The following is a 16,870-nucleotide window of genomic DNA, read 5'->3' on the forward strand; positions in this document are numbered from 1 at the left end:
CGTGGACCTGCGCGCCCGCATCACCGATCTGATGCGTCCGGCACGGGAGGAGCTGGCCGAGTTCGTGGCCATCCGGTCGGTGGCAGACCCCCGGCAGTTTCCCACTGAGGAATGCGCCAGAGCGGCGCAGTGGGTGCTCGATAAATTTGCCGGGCTCGGGTTTTCAGATGTCCACCTCGAACGGACGCCGGACGGCTCCGACGCGGTGGTCGGCTCGCGACCTGGCCCGGATCCGGATGCGCCCACGGTGCTCCTCTACGCGCACTACGACGTGCAGCCACCCCTCGATGATGCCGCATGGCGCACGCCGCCCTTCGAACTCACCGAGGTAGACGGCCGCTGGTACGGACGCGGCGCCGCCGACTGCAAGGGCAACATCCTCGCCCATCTGCTCGCATTGAGAGCGCTCGGCAACGACGTGCCCGTGAACCTGAAGCTGGTAGTCGAAGGCTCGGAGGAACAGGGCACAGGCGGCCTCGAGGCATTCGTGGCGAGCCACCCCGGGCTGCTCCGTGCCGACACCATCCTGGTCTGCGACACCGGCAATGCCGCCGTGGGACACCCCGCGGCGACCGTGACCCTGCGTGGGATGGTCAACGTTGTCGTGAGCGTAGAGGCCATGGCATCGGAACTCCACTCCGGCATGTTCGGCGGTGCAGCCCCAGATGCGCTCGCCGCGTTGATCTCGATGCTGGCATCACTGCGCGACCAACAAGGCAACACCACAATCACCGGGCTGGACAACACCCAGACCTGGACCGGCGCGCCCTATCCGCCCGAACAGTTCCGATCCGATGCCGGAGTGCTCGAGGGAGTCGCGCTTCTGGGCGACGGCAGCGTGTCCGACATGCTCTGGGCACGTCCGGCGCTCACCGTGCTCGGCATCGACTGCCCGCCGGTGACAGGTTCGACGGCGGCTATCGTGCCGCGCGCGTCCGCTCGCCTTAACCTGCGCGTCCCGCCCGGCATGGCGGCCGCAGACGCCCACAGGGCGTTGGTCAACCATCTCAACGCCGCCGCACCTTGGAAAGTCCGCGTCACCGTGGACCTGGAGGCTATCGGGTCACCTTTCGAAGCAGCAGTCGGCGGTCCGGCGTTTGAAGCCATGAGCGCAGCGATGTCCGAGGCCTACGGACGGCCGATGACAACCCTGGGGCAAGGCGGGTCGATCCCGCTTTGCAACGTGTTCGCTGACACGTACCCGGACGCGGAGATCATCCTGCTGGGCGTCGAGGAACCACTCGCGCTCATCCACGCACCGAACGAGAGCGTCGATCCGGGCGAAATCAGCGCCCTGGCCGAGTCCCTGGCCCTCTTCCTCCAGCACTACGCAACCGTGTCCGGCTAGCCGCGCCGCCCGTCCCGGTGGACCACCACCGCCGCGCTGATCAGACTCGCATAAACCAGCCACGCCGTGTGACCGCCGCGGACTTCCATGCCTAAATGGCCGGATTGGAACAACCCAGCCGGCAGCATCGACCACGTCGCGCCTGCCGGCGGGATCGATGGTGCATGGGTTCTGCCTAGCGCTGAGCCTGGCCAATGCGAGACCGCTCCTGAGGACTCCCAAGAGCGATCTCGTTCCGGTCCATGCCAGGTCGTGGACCACGTCGGCTAACTAGTGGACGATTCGCATCTCGTGCGAGGTCTGATTGAGTCGCCGTCCGCCGTCGGGAACGACCGTCACAATGTCCTCGATCCGCACACCGAACCTGCCCGGCAGGTAGATTCCGGGTTCGATCGAGAAGCACATGCCGGGGTGGAGGATCTGGGTTTCGCCCTCGACCATGTACGGCGGCTCGTGAGTCGTCAGTCCGATTCCGTGACCGACACGGTGAATGAAGTAGTCGCCGTAGCCGGCTTCAGTGATCACCGCCCGGGACACACGATCGATCTCCTGGCACTCGACGCCGGGCCGCACAGCCTCGAACCCGGCCTGCTGTGCGCGTCTGACGACGTCATGAACCTCGCGTTCCTCGGGGGTGGGTTCGCCGACGTGCACCGTCCGCGTCGTGTCTGATCCGTATCCGTGTTTAAGGCCGCCGAAGTCAAGCACCACCATGTCGCCGTCCTCGATGATCCGCGGGCCGATCTCGTGGTGAGGGTTGGCGCCGTTCGGACCCGAACCGACGACCGTGAAGTCCACCTGCGAATGACCGAATTGGCGAAGCAGGTCCGCGAGATCAGAACCGACGTCGGTCTCGCTGCGCCCAGCGAACCGCACGTTGACGATCTCCTCATACGCCTGGTCTGCGGCCGCGCCGGCAGCCGCCAGCCGCTCGATCTCGTCGTCATCCTTAATCGCCCGGAGCATCGGCAGGGCGGTCGTCATCGAGACGTAGGCCGACTTCGGCAGCCGATCCTGCAGCCCCAGGAGGTGCATGGCCCAGGCCGAGTCAGAGACGGCATAACGCCCGGCATCGGCCATCAGCGTCGCAGATTCCGTGTAGGGGTCGCTCCCGTCGGTCCAGTCAGTGATCCTCAGAATCGAGGCGCCGCCGGCCGCTTCCGCGTCGGGCCTCTCGAGCCTCGGAACGATCATGGCGGGCTCCGCGTCGACGGGGATCACGAGCATGGTGATGCGTTCGGTGATGGCCACGGGTGCATACCCCGTGAAGTACAGCAGGTCCGGTCCGGGAGTAACCAGGATACCGTCGAGCCCGGCATCCTGGGCGGCGTGGGCAGCTCGCCGCAACCGCGCGGCGAAGTCATCTGCGGTGAACGGAGCCGGCTCGGTAAGACTGCGATGATCACTCATGGTTCGCATTTTCATGCGCGGGGCATCCCTGGTCAACCCATCCCGTTGACTGACTCTGGTGAGTTGTTTCCGGTTATTGGAGGGAGGCGGTCAGGCGTGCCAGGTTGTCGAATACTTTTTGGGCCACGGGCCGCCGGATCCAGTCCTCGAGCTGCAGCTCACGGCTTTCTGCGCGGTACCCGTCTTCGATCCCGCGAATTGCTTCGACAAAACCGCGGCCGTGCACAAGTACGGAGACCTCCATGTTGAGGCTGAAAGAACGGACATCCATGTTGCTGGACCCAATCACCGCAACCTCCTCGTCGATGGTGAAGTGCTTGGAGTGCAGCACCTTGGGCGCCCGGTATAGGTAGATCCTGACGCCGGCGCGGAGCAGTGCCTCGTAGTAGGAACGCTGCGCATGGTAGACCATGCTTTGGTCTCCGACCTCGGAAACAAAAAGTTCGACGCTGAGCCCCCGCGCGGCTGCCGTGACAATAGCCATCAGGATGGACTCGTCCGGCACAAAGTAGGGGCTGGTGATGCTGACGCGACGCTCAGCTTTGTGAATAAGTGTGGCGTAGAGCTTCAAATTGTTGTCGTTGTCGAAGCTGGGACCGCTGGGCAGGACCTGTGCGTCAACAAGCGCGGAGTGTTCGCTGACGCCCATGAGGCTTGAATCCAGTGGCAGTATCACCCCCGCTTCGCTGTACCAGTCCGTCGCGAAGACGGCATCCAGCTCCCGGACAACAGGTCCCTCAACGCGCATCATCAGCTCGTGCCACTGGAGCCCGCGCTTCAGGTTTGCCGGGGTGTCGTAGCTCGCGTCGATGACGTTCTGGGACCCGGTGAATCCCACGCGGCCATCGACGACGAGGATCTTCCGGTGATTGCGCAGGTCCGGCCGCTGCCATTCGCCACGCCACGGCCGCACCGGCAGCATGGGGCGATATTCCGCCCCTATCTTCTGGAGGAAGGCCAGGGTTTCTTTCCGTCCCGGGAACTTCAGGCCGGCGAGATGATCGGACAGGACCCGGACGTCAACGCCGCGTGATCTTGCCCGGGCCAACGCTTGAAAATACGGCGCCGTCGTTGCGTCCAGCACCAGGATGTAAAACTCCACATGCACATAACTGGTGGCCGCATCAATCTCAGCGATCATGGCATCGAAAGTGCCGTTGTAGTCGCCCAACAGGGTCGCACTGTTGCCCGCGACCATAGGGAGCGCCCCAAGGTTGCTGTTCAACACCACCGCCGAATGCAGCCACTCCGGCCAGTCAAGACCGCGGCTAATCAGCGGGCTGCCCTCAGCCCGGGCCAGGACCAGATTGTTGACTTCGCGCTGTTTGTCGCGGCGCGCCTTGGGCAGTTTCGAGTAACCGACAAAGAAAAACGCGACGGCACCAAGAATCGGGATGAAAATTATGGCGAGCACCCAGGCAATAGCGGAGGATGGACGGCGATTCACCGACACCAAGACAGCCGCTACGGCCACGATTAAAATGTGCGCCGCCAGCAGGAGCAACGCGAACGTTTCAGCGTCCTGGAAGAATCCGCGCACTGTTGCCTAAACATGTGTCGATGCCGCGAACGCCGTCGAACCAGCACTCGGTTCTTGATTGCTTCATATTCTTCAGCGCTGAGGGTTCCAGCCTCGACAGGGTCACGACGGGCTGGAAGCTTAGGAATAGGACCCAGACCGCCTTCCACCAGCCGTTCAGTCCTTGATCGCGAAAAAGTTGACCGATGATTGCAAAAACACCAAACAGGTAGGCAAATAATATAGACGCCGGGAAGAACCACCGGAAGAAATCCCAAAAGTCGTCCCAGAAACTCATTTGCCTTTCCTGCTCTCAAACATGCGTTCTCATTCCCAGGACGGCCTATCCCCCAGCCCCACCGGTAGAGGGTACGACCATTGTTGGCGTCAAGCCCGGTATGGACCTCATCCGCTTCGGGTGAAATCCCTGAAATGGGGAGTGTCTGAATAACGGTGGATCCGGGGCTGGCCTGACACGCCGGGCGTTGCCTGGCGGGGAGGACTGATCATGAGCGGAACCATGGATCACGTGGCGACTGAAGTGGATCAGCAAGAGTTGGCGCAACAGTTCCTGGCGCAGGCCAGGGAGCAGGGAACCGAGCTCGTCGGCCCGGCGGGCGGTTGGGCACGCGAGGGGCCGGGCCGCGGCAGTGGGGGTGTCTGACAGACACTGCCACCGGCCGCGTTGGCTGCGTAGCGTGGAGGCCGTGGACAGAAACAACGACATCCGTGAGTTCCTGATCTCGCGCCGCGCGAAGATCAGCCCGGGGCAGGCCGGGATCCCCAGCTACGGGGAGTTGCGCCGTGTGCCGGGCCTGCGCCGTGAGGAAGTGGCACAGCTCGCCGGCGTGAGCACGGACTACTACACGCGGCTGGAACGCGGCAGCATCCGCGGCGTCTCGGACTCGGTCCTGGAGGCGGTGGCTTCTGCCCTTCAGCTGGACGAGGCGGAGCGGACCCACCTGATGGATCTGGCGCGGACGGCGAACGCGCCGTCGCGCCGCACTCCGCGCCGGCCGGCGCAGCAGCGGGTCCGTCCCGGGGTGCTGCGTCTGCTGGACGGCATGACCGGCGTGGTGGCCCTGGTGCAGAACGGCCGTTCGGACGTGCTGGCCGCCAACCTCCTGGCACGGGGGCTGTACGGGCCGGTGTTCAACTTCGCCGGAGCGTCCGGGCAGAGCATTCCGGGCAGGCTGCCGAACCAGGCACGGTACCTCTTCCTGGATCCGGGCGCCGGGGACTTCTACCCCGATTGGCCGGCTATCGCTGCCACCACGGTCGCGATGCTGCGCTCGGAATCGGGCAGGAATCCGCACGACCGGGAACTGAACGAGCTGGTCGGGGAACTGACCACGCGCAGCGGGCTGTTCGCCGCGCTGTGGGCAGGACACGACGTGCGGATCCACACCACAGGGACCAAGCGCTTCCACCACCCCGTGGCCGGGGACTTGTCCCTGCAGTTCGAGACGCTTCACCTTCCCGGCGATGAGGGCCAGACCCTGTTCACCTTCACCGCGGAGCCGGACTCCGCGTCCGCGAACGCGCTGGCGTTCCTCGCCAGTTGGGCGGCATCGCCGCCCGCAACTTCCACCACCGGCGGTCCTGCCGGTGGATCCTCCGTCCCCGAAACGCGCTCCCACGAGCAGCCCGGGGCCCGCAATTCAAGAAAGACAGAACCAACACATGACTGAACAGAATGAAAACGTCACCGCCAAGAAGGTCTGGTTCATCACCGGCGCCGGCCGCGGCATGGGCACCGACATCGCCAAGGCCGCCCTGTCCGCCGGACATGCTGTCGTCGCCACCGGCCGCAACCCCGAAAAGCTCACCCGGGCCGTCGGCGCGAGCGAGAACCTGCTGGCCGTGAAGCTCGACGTCACCGACCCCGCTGCCGCTGAAGCGGCCGTGCAGGCCGCCGTCGACCGGTTCGGCCGGATCGATGTCCTCGTCAACAACGCCGGCAACTTCTACGCCGGGTTCTTCGAGGAAATCACCCCCCAGGACTTCCGGGCGCAGATCGAGACCACCATGTTCGGGCCGATGAACGTCACCCGCGCGGCGCTGCCGGTGTTGCGGGCCCAGCGCTCCGGCTTGGTGGTCACGGTCTCCTCCACCGCCGGCATCGCAGGCGGGGAGTTCCTGACCGCCTACGCCGCGTCGAAGTTCGGTATCGAGGGCTGGGCGGAATCCCTGGCCCCGGAAATCGCCCCGTTCGGGATCCGGACCATGATCGTGGAGCCCGGGTTCTTCCGCACCGAACTGCTCACCCCGGAATCCACCCGCTACGCGGATTCCACGATTGAAGACTACGCCGAACGCACCCGGCAGACCGTCGCCGCCTGGCAAAGTATGAACGGGCAACAGGGCGGGGACCCCGCCAAGCTCGCCAACGCCCTGATCCAACTCGCCGAACTGGACGAACCGCCGCTGCGCTTCGCCGCTGGCGCCGACGCCGTCGGAGTCTTCGAGACCCGGGCCAAAGACCTCCAGAACCAGGCCATCGCCCACCGCGAACTCTCCAGCAACCTCGCCCACCAGGACGCCTGACACCTACGCAACCGGACGACGGCGGGAACCTCCCGCCGTCGTCCACAACCCACCCAACGCACCGGACTCCAACGAAATCCGGCTGCCCAAAAACGGCCCATCGTTTATGAGGAGACCCGACGGCCGTCCTTGGCCGCCAACCTGCGCGCACCCCGCCGGGATCAATGCCCCGCCCCGGCGCCTGCAACGACGCGCCCGGCACATCACCGCCCCAGCAACTGATTGGATCCAGCCCATGGTGATCACCACTGCCGCCGGCCCGACGACCGGCCGTTCCTCCCTGCTGCCCCTCATCGTGCTCAGCCTGTGCGGCTTCATCAGCGTCACCACCGAGCTGCTCCCCTCGGGGCTGCTGACCGGAATGGCCGCCGACCTCGGCACCGGCATCTCTGCGGCCGGTGCCCTGACGTCGGCCTACGCCGCCGCTATCGTCCTTACGGTTCTTCCCCTCACGAGCCTCACAATCGGCGTCCCGCGGCGGCTGCTGTTCGCAGCGATACTGTGCATCTTTGCGGCCGCCAATGTCCTCGTCGCCCTCAGCCCCACCCTGCCCGTCGCTGTCACCGGGCGCGTGCTGGCAGGGGTGGCCCACGGGCTGCTGTGGGCAACCATCGCCCCCATGGTCGGCCGGATCTCCAGCCCCGCGCGGGCGCCCCGCGCCATGGCGATCGTCTTTGCCGGCACAAGCCTGGGGCTGGCGGCGGGAGCCCCGCTGGGAACCCTGCTGGGCCAGGCCTTGGGCTGGCGCTCCGCGTTCCTGATTCTGGCCGGAGTGAGCCTCCTGCTGGCAGTTCTTGCCTTCCTCACCATCCCCATGGTGAGCCCCGACAGCCGGCGGCCGCTCTCCGTTGCCCGGGCCATCCGCCTGCCCGGCGTGGGACTGATCATCGGCGGCTGGGCCGTCATGTTGCTGGCCCACTTCGCTGTGCTCACCTACATCGCCCCATTCCTGGAGCACGCCGGACTCGGGGAAATGGTCGGCGCGGCCCTTGCCGTTCTGGGCATCACCGGCCTGCTCGGCGTGGGCCTGGCCGGGCGCGTGCCCCGGCGGGCCCTGTTCGTGGGACTGCTGGCCGCACCCATGTTCCTGGTTTCGGGCCTCCTGGGCCTGAGCGTGCTGCCCCTCAACCTGGCAACGGCAGTGGCCCTCCTGGGGATCTGGGGGATCGGCTACTCCGCCGCGGCGGTGTTCGATCAGCAGGTCGTCCTCGTCGTTGGCCATGAGGCCCCCGACACCGTCACCAGCATCTCCGTCGTCGCCATCCAGCTCGGCATCGCCCTGGGCGCAGCCCTTGGCGGGCTCACCGTCGACATTCTCGGGGTCACCTGGGTCCCCCTGATCGGAGCCGTCTTTGCCGCAGGATCCGTGGCCTTACGCATGAGCCTCCGCCGCTTCCTGCCCCACCATCCCCTGGCAGCCGCGTCCTAATCCCCGGGCCGTGGGCCCTCGACTACTAGTCGGCCGCGCGATCAAAAACCTACCCCGAATTCGCTGACCCAATGGATTCCGACCAAGCCCTGCCTCGGCACCTTCGATCGCTTTAAGAGCTCGCTGATAGCGGAAACTGCGTCAACATGATCATGTCGGGCTCCGCTTGGAATCATCGACCCTGTCCTGGATGCGCAGGTGATCGTGGGGCCCAGCCAGCATCTGTCCCGGCCCGGGAGGTCGAGCCGGCCAATAAGGCGAAAGTGAGACGCCTGCTGAACAACCGCGGGGGCTCACAGAGGCCCTCCTCCGCAGGATCCTAAGGGCCGGGTTGGGGGTGGAAGCCGGATAACAAGAGAGCGAAACAGTGCCCGCCGACGGTCATTGGTCCGCCTCCGGCGCGGAACCGGTCAACGCACGGGCTTCACGGCGTGCTTTGCGTACCCGCCAGATGATCAACCCGACGACCGCGACTCCCAACACGAGCGCGGTGAGGTCTCGACCGGCCGTCCGGGCGACGGCATCGTAGGAATTACCGGCCAAAAACCCAAGCAGGACGAACCCCGTGCCCCAGACCAGGCCGCCGGCGGCGTTAAAGAACAAGAACCTGGGATAGTGCATCCGCGAGGTGCCGGCCAGCGCCGGCATGACTGCCCTAAAAAACGCGGTAAACCGGCCCAGGAACACCGCCGATCCTCCCCTGTTACGCAGAAATTCCTGCGCCTGTTCCAGCCGGCCACGGCGCTTTTCCAAGACTTTCATGTTCAAGACCCGCGGACCGAAGTGTTTGCCCACTTCGTAGCCGACCGTGTCGCCGACAATGGCGGCCAGCACCACCAGAACCACCACTACCCAGAGTTCCACATGACCACGGCTGGCCACCACGCCGCCCAGGACCGCTGCCGTTTCGCCCGGGATGACGAACCCGACAAACAAGGCGTCCTCGGCGAAAACGAGCAGACCCACCAACACCAGTGCCAGGACCGGATCGACACTCAGAATCCTGTCGACGAACCCGTTCACCAGACACACCCCCCGCGGCTGAGGGCACGATTCAGGTGCACTAATAACCCATACCCAAAGGCGTAATTCCCGGACCGCTCCCTAAGCTCCACGTCCCACATCCATTCAAAGCCGTGACCACATAATACGTAGGTATTCGATGAAATACCGCCAACAATGCTGGTCCGGTCAATACACGAGCGCCGCCCGGCGGTCCGCTCCAGGCCAGAGCCGGGGCTGGAGACAGCATTGTCTGCCGGTCGCGCGTGCATCGACACAACTGGCTACCGTTGGATGAGGACGCCAAGGTTAGTGGCCGGGTCGTGCGCCAAGCCCGAGTCGGACTGGACCAGCGCGGCGTGGCCCCAATCCGTACTCGCAGCTACTTTTCCTAAGGCCTACTACGCCAATTTCGCGGCCGGCGCCTATCACCTCGCAAGACTCATCTGTGTCGGTCGGTACTTCGGGGTTCACGCCCGCGGCCGTTAGCTTCGCAGCGTCACCTTGGTGCCGGTTGCGGCGGACCAAGTTATGCGGCCTCCCTGGTAGTCCTGGCCGACAATGCCAGGGCCGAGGGTGTATTCGTCCGTTACGGGGTACCCGAGGGGTCCGGCTTCATAACCCTGGGCGCCCCAGGCGGCACGAATGCCGCCCCATGAAATGTGCGCGCCGGAGGCTGGCGACCAGTAAAGAGCCCCATACTGGAAGGCCTGGCGAATTCCGCCGTTGGCCGCAGGGATCTCATCGGTGGTGGGGTAACCCATCCGGCCGGCCTCAAAGCCCTGACTCCCCCACTCCCCCCGTATGCCGCCCCAGACCGTGTGCGCACCTGTCGCGGGCGACCAATAGATCGTCCCGTACATGAAGTTCTGGTAGACCCCGCCGTTGGCCGCGGGGATCTCATCGGAGGTGGGGTAACCCATCCGGCCGGCCTCAAAGCCCTGACTCCCCCACTCCCCCCGTATGCCGCCCCAGACCGTGTGGGCACCGGACGTAGGCGACCAATACACTGTGCCGTGCTGGAAGCTCTGGGAAACCCCTCCGTTGGCCGCAGGACCCTCCAGCGCAACCGGCGCCCCCAAGCGCCCTGCGGCACATCCCTGCGCCACCCAGACAGAGAGAATCGCGCCGTTTCGCACCGGAACTGCTCCCGGGTCCGGATATCCGGCCAGGTTGGAGACCACCAGATGGAACCCGGCGTAGGGCCCGCTCGTGGGAACGGTGTAGCCGATGCCTACGTCCGTGGCACACCCGGAGAGCATTGCATCCCGGTGGGCCGAAGAGCCGGCCCACCAGTCAACGACATCGGCAGGGGCGAAATTGAACCCGATGATTTCGCGGTACCAGTCCGCGCCGGCCGGTATCTCGTTGGCGCCCGCGTCCGGCCGGTGAATCGTTGCGAAGCTGAAGGCCGGGCTGTTGGTGGCGGTAGCAAGATGGTTTGACCAGTCCTGGGAGATGTTTGAAACGGCCTGATTCCACCGAAGAGCGGGCAGCCCTGCCGCCGCACGCTGTGAGTTCATCAGATCCACTACTTGTTTGGCATAGGGATCGTTGTAGGTGGAGGCGTTGGCCGCACCCGCGGGCGACGAGAAAAAGCAGAGGGCAACCACAGTGACGGCGGCGGACACGCGCCGCCCGAGACGTATGAACATGAGACCTTGGTTTTCTGTTATGTGAACGGCCCTCCGGTCCGCCTCAGGACGGTTCCCGTCCGGTCGGGTCCGCCCCCATGCTACTCGAGCCAGACAAGACAACCACTGACCGTCGGCTGAGCGGTGTTATGCCGGGCGGAAGCGACTCCACCGGGGTGATCCGGTCAGGCGTGACGCCCCGGCCGGCCCCGGAAGTGCGGCCCGAACCTAGGAAGCAGCGTAAAAGAAGACGGCCAGGCCGACTGCAAGGAGGGCTTCCTGGAGACCGCGGGTCCGGGAAACGGGCGTCATGCCAGTTTCGGCCGGGGTTGCGAAGGTCGCCAGCAACCACCCTGCGCCGGCCAGGACCAGGGCGATGGCGCCTGTCAGGTGGACAATGATGCCACCCAGTTCTTGGCCAGGATGGTCCTGCCCTGCGCCCCCGGCGCGGGACCCTGAAACCACGGACCAGGTCCCAATACCGATCAGCACAGCCGAATACAGGGCCGCTGCACGGCCCCGGTCCGTTCCCCGGAATATCCGCCGGCCCCGGAAGGCGGCCCGGAACAGGAACCAGGCCCCCGCCAGAGCCAGCAGCGGCACCGCAGGAAAAACGCCAACCCGGCCCCGGAACCCGCTGAGAACCGCCAACGCCAACACCCCGCCCGCCAGCCCAATCAGCAGGTCGTTCAGCCGGGCGGCCCATGACCGCGCCCTGACCACCCGGACGGCGCTGATAAGCATGAGCACGGAAAAAACACTGACCAGGACAATAACGATAACCGGGCTGCTAAACATGAACGACGAGTCCCCTAGGGATTGGTGACGGAACGGCGGCTGCGGTTCGGAGACGCCCGCCGGCGGGAGCATCCGTAAAACGGCCGCGGGTCGACGGGCGGTCCGTTGATCTTATTTGAGGCAAGGAGCTACTCCCCCGGGCTCGGCCGCAGCCGGATGCCCCGCGGAGGAAACGTCACGTGTCAGAGGAGCCGGGTGTGGCCCGGGAATAGGCGCTGATTCATGTCGCTTCGGAATCGAATGGTGCCAGCTGTCCGGGCGCGAGGTGCTCGACCAACCGTGGCGCCGGGGCCGAGAGGGTCACCGGTTTCGTCACGGGAGTGCCCGAGTCCGGCCCGGCGGCGTCCTCGTTGAGGGCGTCCAGGATGATCCGGCGGTGATCATACTGCCGCGGATCCAGTTTGTTCCAGTTCAGGCTATCGAAGTCCGGGCCGAGTTCCTCCCGGAGTTGTTCCTGGGCGCCGGCGGCCATCCGCCGGACTTCCTTCACGATCCGCCCCAGCTGCGCGGCGTACCCGGGAATCCGCTCCGGCCCCAGGACGAAAACGCCGATAAGAAGCAGGATGAAGAATTTTTCAGCATCCATACCGAAGCATAAACCCATCGTACGGCCGTCCAAGCTTCCCATGAGGCCGGCCCGGCACGGACCTTCAACCGGGCCGGGTGGGACACGTCGGAACCTTAGCCGCGGCCGCGATTGTCCGGTTCCGGCGGTTACAGGCTTGGGTCAGTGGATGAGGCCGGAGACGAGGTTGATGACGGTGGCCAGGACGATGGCGCCGAGGACGTAGGAGAGCAGCGCCTGGCGGAGGGCTGTGTACCGGATGGCGTCGGTGGTGAGGTCGGTGTCCGAGACCTGGAAGGTCATGCCGATGGTGAAGGCGAGGTAGGCGAAGTCTGCGTAGCGGGGCGGTTTCTTTTCGTTGAAGTCCACTCCGTCGTTTTCCCGGTAGTAGATGGTGGCGTACCGGAGTGTGAAGAGCGTCTGCACCAAGAGCCAGGAGAGTGTGATGCTGCCCAGAGCCATGGCAATGATGGCCGCCTTGAGACCGCCTTGAACGGAACCTGCCTCCAACAGGATCAAAGCGACACCGCCGAAGCTCGCTGCCGTGGCCGCCAGCACCAAGACGTCCGAGATGACGCGGCCCGGGTCCTCCCCGCGTGCACGGGCGTGGGCGGCAGTGCCGGTGGCGTCCAGGCGTCCGATCACGGACCACACCCAGATCAGGTAAGTCAGCGATGCGGCCGCCCATCCCAAGGCAGGGGCATAGGCCCAGGACCCGAAATTCCCGACGGCAAGCGCGACGCCCAACCCGACAACGACCATTGCGGCCAGCCGCACGCCGGAACGGTAGACGGGGGCGCTGAAAGTAGAAATGCTCATCGCACGATCATGGCATTGTGGCCCAGTGCGATCTGTCCCCGCGAGGTGTGTCGCGGCCGCTCTCAGCGAAGTCCCAGACAGCCCGGGATATCCGCGATGTCCGACGCACGTCTTATGCGGGCCGGGGCTCAGCACGGAGGCCTCGGCTGGGGCTCCCAGCAGCTGTCCGTATCATGGGCGGGTCCGAAGGTCCGCGGAGAGGTAGCAGCATTGCTTGGTCGTCACGATAAAACCCGCCCGGAATCCGGCGCGCCCGTTTCCTACCCTGGCCAGGGCACCCTAGTCGACAGCGCCCACATCCCCCAACGCCAGCGACGCCGGCAGCGGCCCCGCTGGGTGAAGATCACCGGGATCACCGTCGCTGCGCTGCTGCTGGGCTGCCTGGCTTTCGGCGGCTACTGGGTCTGGCGCCTCCAAACGAACATCACCACATCTGCCCTCGGGGCCGGCGGACCCCGGACCGAAGGGCCGGTCGACGACAGCAAGGACCGCCTCCAGATCCTCGTCCTGGGCAGTGACACCAGGAGCGGGAAGAACGGACAATACGGCACCCCGGACCAGTCCTCGGGGTATGGGCAGTCCGATGTGATGATGCTGCTTGATATCTCCGCCGACAACAACCATGTCAACGTCATCAGCTTCCCGCGAGATCTCCTGGTCGACGTCCCTGCCTGCAAGGACGCCGCCACGCACCAGCAACACGACCCGCGGCAAAACGTGATGATCAACAGCGCCATGGCCGACGCCGGGATCGGCTGTGCCGTGGACACCGTAAACAGGCTCACCGGCATGGAAGTGGACCACTTCATGATGGCTGACTTCAACGCTGTGAAGGAACTCTCCAACACCGTCGGCGGCGTCGACGTTTGCGTCAGTGCCGCCGTCGTCGACCCCGAATCCGGACTCCGCCTCCCCAAAGGGACCTCCCAGGTCCAGGGTGATCAGGCCCTGGCCTTCCTCCGGACCCGCCACGCCTTCGCCGACGGCGGAGACTTGGGCCGAATCAAGGCCCAACAGTCTTTCTTGGCCTCCCTCACCCGAAAGCTCAAGGCCGACGGGACGCTGGGCAACCCTCAGAAAGTATTGGCCATCGCCGACACGGTGACCAAGAACCTGACGGTCGATGGAGGCCTCGCCTCGGTTCCGACGATGCTTACCCTGGCCGACCGGCTCAAGAACATCGACCCAGCCAAGGTCAACTTCATCACCGTTCCGACCGTGCCTGCTGCGTCGGATCCCAACCGGCTAGGCCTCGACGAACCGGCGGCCGGCAACTTGTTCGCCAGGCTCCAGCGCAGCGCCGACCTCAGCCAGCCGTCTCCCGCCACCGACCCGGCGGCCCCGTCCACTGACGCGCCCACAGCGGTGGCCGCCACGCCGGACTATGACAAATCACTCCAGCCCGTCACCGTCGCCGACGGCACTAACGTGCCCGGCAGAGGCAACGAGATCGGCGCACTCATGACCGGGGCCGGCTTCACCAAACTCGCTCTGATCCAGGCGCAGCCCCGGGCTCAGACCATGGTCTACTACGGCCCCGGCTTCGCCGATGTCGCTGCCGACGTTGCCTCGATGTTCGGGCTTCCGGCTGCCAGCGTCCAGCAGGACGCCGGTGTCCAGGGCGTCCAACTCTATGCCGGGGAAGACTTCACCACCGGCGCAAAACCAGCACCGCCCGCCCGGGCCGCCGGCGGTGTAGTAGCCCAGACTGCCAACGACCAAACGTGCCAAACAGCCAACCCGGGAGGCTAGAGTCCTCGCACCCATGTCAGGCCGACTTGGCCGGCACCCGGGGGAATCCGGTACGGCCACAACAATGGTGGCCACGGGCGCGGCTTGGATACAGTGGTCGTCCGTGTCCTGGTTTGGAGCAGGCGTAGGATGGCTGGATCGGCGGCGCATGCCTCCTCACCTCACGCGGTTGAGAAAGGAAGGGACGATGGCCAAGACAAGCGGCCCATCCAAGTCACAAGGCGCACTCAAACCGACGGTAACGTGGCTGAAGGAACCGCAGCACCATGATTATCCGGCCGCGGCCTCCTACCTGTCCCTGATCGCCGGCCCCAAAGCTGTGTCCAGGGTAGTCAAGGCACTCGAAGAGGCGCCGACCGTAACGTTCAAGGCCAAAGACCTTCTGCGCGCAGCGGCCCTGCCGCTGCTGCCCGCCGATGACCCGGACGTCGTCAAAGAACTCGCCCGGGTCAGGGCCGGTACGGCGCTCTCGCCATGCCTGGTCATTCGCGGCAGCACCAAGAACGGGACGACGGCGCGGATCGCCGACGGATACCACCGGATCTGCGCGTCCTACCATCTGAGCGAAGATACAGTCGTCTCCGCACGGATCGCCCGATTCTAGGCAGGGTTCTGATGCCCAGGCGGAGAGTTCAGCCGGTTCTCGTTGTGCCTGGTCGCCGGGTGCGGCTCGGGCCTTAGGAGATCCGCCCCGGCTGCGGAGAAGACGGCTGCGGCGTCGTGCCGCGGGGCACCCGGGGGTCTTCGGGTTGCTGGTCACGGCGCGTGACGGACAGGATCATGCCGATGCCTGCCAACGAGGAGACCATGGCCGAGCCCCCGTAGGAGATGAACGGCAGCGGCACGCCGATGACCGGGAGCAGCCCGCTGACCATCGCGATGTTGATCACGGCCTGTCCGATGATCCAGGTGATGACGCTGCAGGACAGGACGCGGGCGAACATGTCCCGGGTCCGGGTGATCGTCTTGAACACGGCGACGGCCAGTACAGTGAACAGCCCGAGGACGAGCAGGGTGCCGGCAAGGCCGAGTTCCTCGCCCAGGATCGTGAAGATGAAGTCATTGTGGGCCTCGGGGATCCAGTTCCATTTCTCCCGGCTTTGCCCCAGCCCTGTCCCGAACCAGCCGCCCGAGGCCAGCGCGTATTGGCCGTTCAGGGCCTGATAGCCGAGTCCTTGGGAGTCTTCCGTGGACCCCGCGCCGAGCCAGGAGGAGATCCGACCCATGCGGTTCCCGCTGGTTGCGGCGAGGACCAGTGCCGCGACGGCGGAAGCCGCCGCGGCGGCTCCGATGACTCTCATGGAAACGCCGCCGTAGAAAAGAGTGGCGGCGGCGATGAGCATGATGATCATCGTGGTGCCCAGGTCGTGGCCCAGAGCCACCAGGGCCATGATGAGGGCGCCTGCGGGCAGCAAGGGAATGACCGCGTGCTTCCACTGGCTCAGCAGTTTCTGCTTTCTGGATAGCACGGTTGCTGCCCAGACGATGAGCGCGAGTTTGGCGAATTCGGAGGGCTGAGCCGTGAATCCGCCGATGTTAAGCCAGTTCCTGTTGCCATTGACCGTCATGCCCAGCGGCGTGAAGACCAGCACTAAAGCCATCAGGGCGGCAATAAGCATGGGCCATGCCAGCTTCCGGATATACCGGACAGGTAGGCGGGCAAGGCCCAGCATGATGATGACACCGGCGAGCGTCCACATACCCTGCTTGAGCGGCAGGTCATAGGGGTTGGCCCCCGATGCAATGGACTCGACCGACGATGCTGAGGCGACCTCGACCAGACCGATCGCGGCCAGCGTGAGCACCACAGCCAGGATCACCGGCCGCTGGCGGTCCGCGGATTCACCCGCCAGCCACGTTCTGAAGCGGCCGGAGGAACGCCCCGGCAGGGTCGGGTGAGGCGGCGGTTTCTGTGTTGCGGTCGTCATCTTCTACTCCGGTGCTTCCGTCGGTCGCTGGTGCCGGCCCCGTCCGTGATGCGGACTATTGGCACCTAGAAACGATACGGCCTCGGCCCTTCGCGACGGCCGACCAAGAGCGTGTCCCG

Annotated in this window: 15 protein-coding genes; 6 read left to right on the forward strand and 9 right to left on the reverse strand. The window is 65.5% G+C overall.

Annotated features, from left to right (window positions below):
- The first annotated feature begins 1 nt into the window (after position 1).
- Complete coding sequence (locus tag C8D78_RS16450) at positions 2-1,348, forward strand: dipeptidase (protein WP_120954949.1); 1,347 nt, start codon at positions 2-4, stop codon at positions 1,346-1,348.
- Positions 1,349-1,618: 270 nt separating this feature from the next.
- On the opposite strand, the gene C8D78_RS16455 is transcribed toward C8D78_RS16450, so the two are convergent.
- The 3 genes from C8D78_RS16455 to C8D78_RS16465 form a co-directional block, all read right to left on the reverse strand.
- On the reverse strand, positions 1,619-2,758 hold the full coding sequence (locus C8D78_RS16455) for an aminopeptidase P family protein (RefSeq protein ID WP_120954950.1): 1,140 nt from the start codon (positions 2,756-2,758) through the stop codon (positions 1,619-1,621).
- A 73-nt stretch (positions 2,759-2,831) separates the two neighbouring features.
- On the reverse strand, positions 2,832-4,298 hold the full coding sequence (cls, locus tag C8D78_RS16460) for a cardiolipin synthase (protein WP_120954951.1): 1,467 nt from the start codon (positions 4,296-4,298) through the stop codon (positions 2,832-2,834).
- Positions 4,273-4,575, reverse strand: a complete 303-nt coding sequence (locus C8D78_RS16465) for a hypothetical protein (protein WP_120954952.1) — start codon at positions 4,573-4,575, stop codon at positions 4,273-4,275. Before C8D78_RS16465 ends, cls begins: the two co-directional genes overlap by 26 nt.
- 409 nt (positions 4,576-4,984) lie before the next feature.
- Between C8D78_RS16465 and C8D78_RS16470 the strand changes: the two genes are divergently transcribed.
- The 3 genes from C8D78_RS16470 to C8D78_RS16480 all read left to right on the forward strand — a co-directional run bounded on the left by C8D78_RS16470 (position 4,985) and on the right by C8D78_RS16480 (position 8,253).
- Positions 4,985-5,968, forward strand: a complete 984-nt coding sequence (locus C8D78_RS16470; protein ID WP_244208445.1) for a helix-turn-helix transcriptional regulator — start codon at positions 4,985-4,987, stop codon at positions 5,966-5,968.
- Positions 5,961-6,824, forward strand: coding sequence for an SDR family oxidoreductase (locus tag C8D78_RS16475; RefSeq protein WP_120954954.1), 864 nt, complete (start codon positions 5,961-5,963; stop codon positions 6,822-6,824). The genes C8D78_RS16470 and C8D78_RS16475 overlap by 8 nt, the downstream gene beginning before the upstream one ends.
- A 235-nt stretch (positions 6,825-7,059) precedes the next feature.
- Positions 7,060-8,253: an MFS transporter gene (locus C8D78_RS16480; RefSeq protein ID WP_167467934.1), complete on the forward strand. Its 1,194-nt coding sequence runs from the start codon at positions 7,060-7,062 to the stop codon at positions 8,251-8,253.
- A 381-nt stretch (positions 8,254-8,634) separates the two neighbouring features.
- Here the strand turns inward: C8D78_RS16480 and C8D78_RS16485 are convergent, their stop codons facing one another.
- The 5 genes from C8D78_RS16485 to C8D78_RS16505 form a co-directional block, all read right to left on the reverse strand.
- Complete coding sequence (locus C8D78_RS16485; protein WP_120954956.1) at positions 8,635-9,276, reverse strand: DedA family protein; 642 nt, start codon at positions 9,274-9,276, stop codon at positions 8,635-8,637.
- A 464-nt stretch (positions 9,277-9,740) separates the two neighbouring features.
- A complete protein-coding gene (locus tag C8D78_RS16490) occupies positions 9,741-10,910 on the reverse strand; it encodes a CAP domain-containing protein (protein WP_120954957.1) in 1,170 nt (389 codons plus the stop codon).
- A 207-nt stretch (positions 10,911-11,117) separates the two neighbouring features.
- Complete coding sequence (locus C8D78_RS16495; RefSeq protein WP_147429620.1) at positions 11,118-11,687, reverse strand: hypothetical protein; 570 nt, start codon at positions 11,685-11,687, stop codon at positions 11,118-11,120.
- 220 nt (positions 11,688-11,907) lie between these two features.
- Positions 11,908-12,273, reverse strand: coding sequence for a twin-arginine translocase TatA/TatE family subunit (locus C8D78_RS16500; protein ID WP_244208446.1), 366 nt, complete (start codon positions 12,271-12,273; stop codon positions 11,908-11,910).
- Between the two features lie 141 nt (positions 12,274-12,414).
- Complete coding sequence (locus tag C8D78_RS16505; protein ID WP_120954960.1) at positions 12,415-13,071, reverse strand: DUF1345 domain-containing protein; 657 nt, start codon at positions 13,069-13,071, stop codon at positions 12,415-12,417.
- A 210-nt stretch (positions 13,072-13,281) separates the two neighbouring features.
- Here C8D78_RS16505 and C8D78_RS16510 point away from each other — a divergent pair, with 210 nt between their 5' ends.
- Both C8D78_RS16510 and C8D78_RS16515 read left to right on the forward strand, forming a co-directional pair.
- Positions 13,282-14,823, forward strand: a complete 1,542-nt coding sequence (locus tag C8D78_RS16510; protein ID WP_425266714.1) for an LCP family protein — start codon at positions 13,282-13,284, stop codon at positions 14,821-14,823.
- Between the two features lie 187 nt (positions 14,824-15,010).
- Positions 15,011-15,427 (forward strand): hypothetical protein, encoded by a 417-nt coding sequence (locus tag C8D78_RS16515; RefSeq protein WP_244208447.1) that lies wholly within the window; start codon positions 15,011-15,013, stop codon positions 15,425-15,427.
- 73 nt (positions 15,428-15,500) lie between these two features.
- Here the strand turns inward: C8D78_RS16515 and ftsW are convergent, their stop codons facing one another.
- Positions 15,501-16,751 carry a putative lipid II flippase FtsW gene (gene ftsW, locus C8D78_RS16520; RefSeq protein ID WP_120954962.1) on the reverse strand — a complete coding sequence of 417 codons (1,251 nt, stop codon included), beginning with the start codon at positions 16,749-16,751 and terminating at the stop codon, positions 15,501-15,503.
- Between the last annotated feature and the right edge of the window lie 119 nt (positions 16,752-16,870).

Origin of the sequence: Arthrobacter oryzae, from assembly GCF_003634095.1 — a bacterium.
Classification (GTDB): domain Bacteria; phylum Actinomycetota; class Actinomycetes; order Actinomycetales; family Micrococcaceae; genus Arthrobacter; species Arthrobacter oryzae.

Excerpts from the sequence above, each read along its gene's own strand:
- C8D78_RS16455 (WP_120954950.1), bottom strand. The coding sequence starts at position 2,758 with ATGAGTGATCATCGCAGTCTTACCGAGCCGGCTCCGTTCACCGCAGAT.
- C8D78_RS16515 (WP_244208447.1), top strand. The coding sequence starts at position 15,011 with ATGGCCAAGACAAGCGGCCCATCCAAGTCACAAGGCGCACTCAAACCG.
- C8D78_RS16475 (WP_120954954.1), top strand. The coding sequence starts at position 5,961 with ATGACTGAACAGAATGAAAACGTCACCGCCAAGAAGGTCTGGTTCATC.
- C8D78_RS16505 (WP_120954960.1), bottom strand. The coding sequence starts at position 13,071 with ATGAGCATTTCTACTTTCAGCGCCCCCGTCTACCGTTCCGGCGTGCGG.
- C8D78_RS16490 (WP_120954957.1), bottom strand. The coding sequence starts at position 10,910 with ATGTTCATACGTCTCGGGCGGCGCGTGTCCGCCGCCGTCACTGTGGTT.
- C8D78_RS16480 (WP_167467934.1), top strand. The coding sequence starts at position 7,060 with ATGGTGATCACCACTGCCGCCGGCCCGACGACCGGCCGTTCCTCCCTG.
- C8D78_RS16495 (WP_147429620.1), bottom strand. The coding sequence starts at position 11,687 with ATGTTTAGCAGCCCGGTTATCGTTATTGTCCTGGTCAGTGTTTTTTCC.
- ftsW (WP_120954962.1), bottom strand. The coding sequence starts at position 16,751 with ATGACGACCGCAACACAGAAACCGCCGCCTCACCCGACCCTGCCGGGG.
- C8D78_RS16465 (WP_120954952.1), bottom strand. The coding sequence starts at position 4,575 with ATGAGTTTCTGGGACGACTTTTGGGATTTCTTCCGGTGGTTCTTCCCG.
- C8D78_RS16500 (WP_244208446.1), bottom strand. The coding sequence starts at position 12,273 with ATGGATGCTGAAAAATTCTTCATCCTGCTTCTTATCGGCGTTTTCGTC.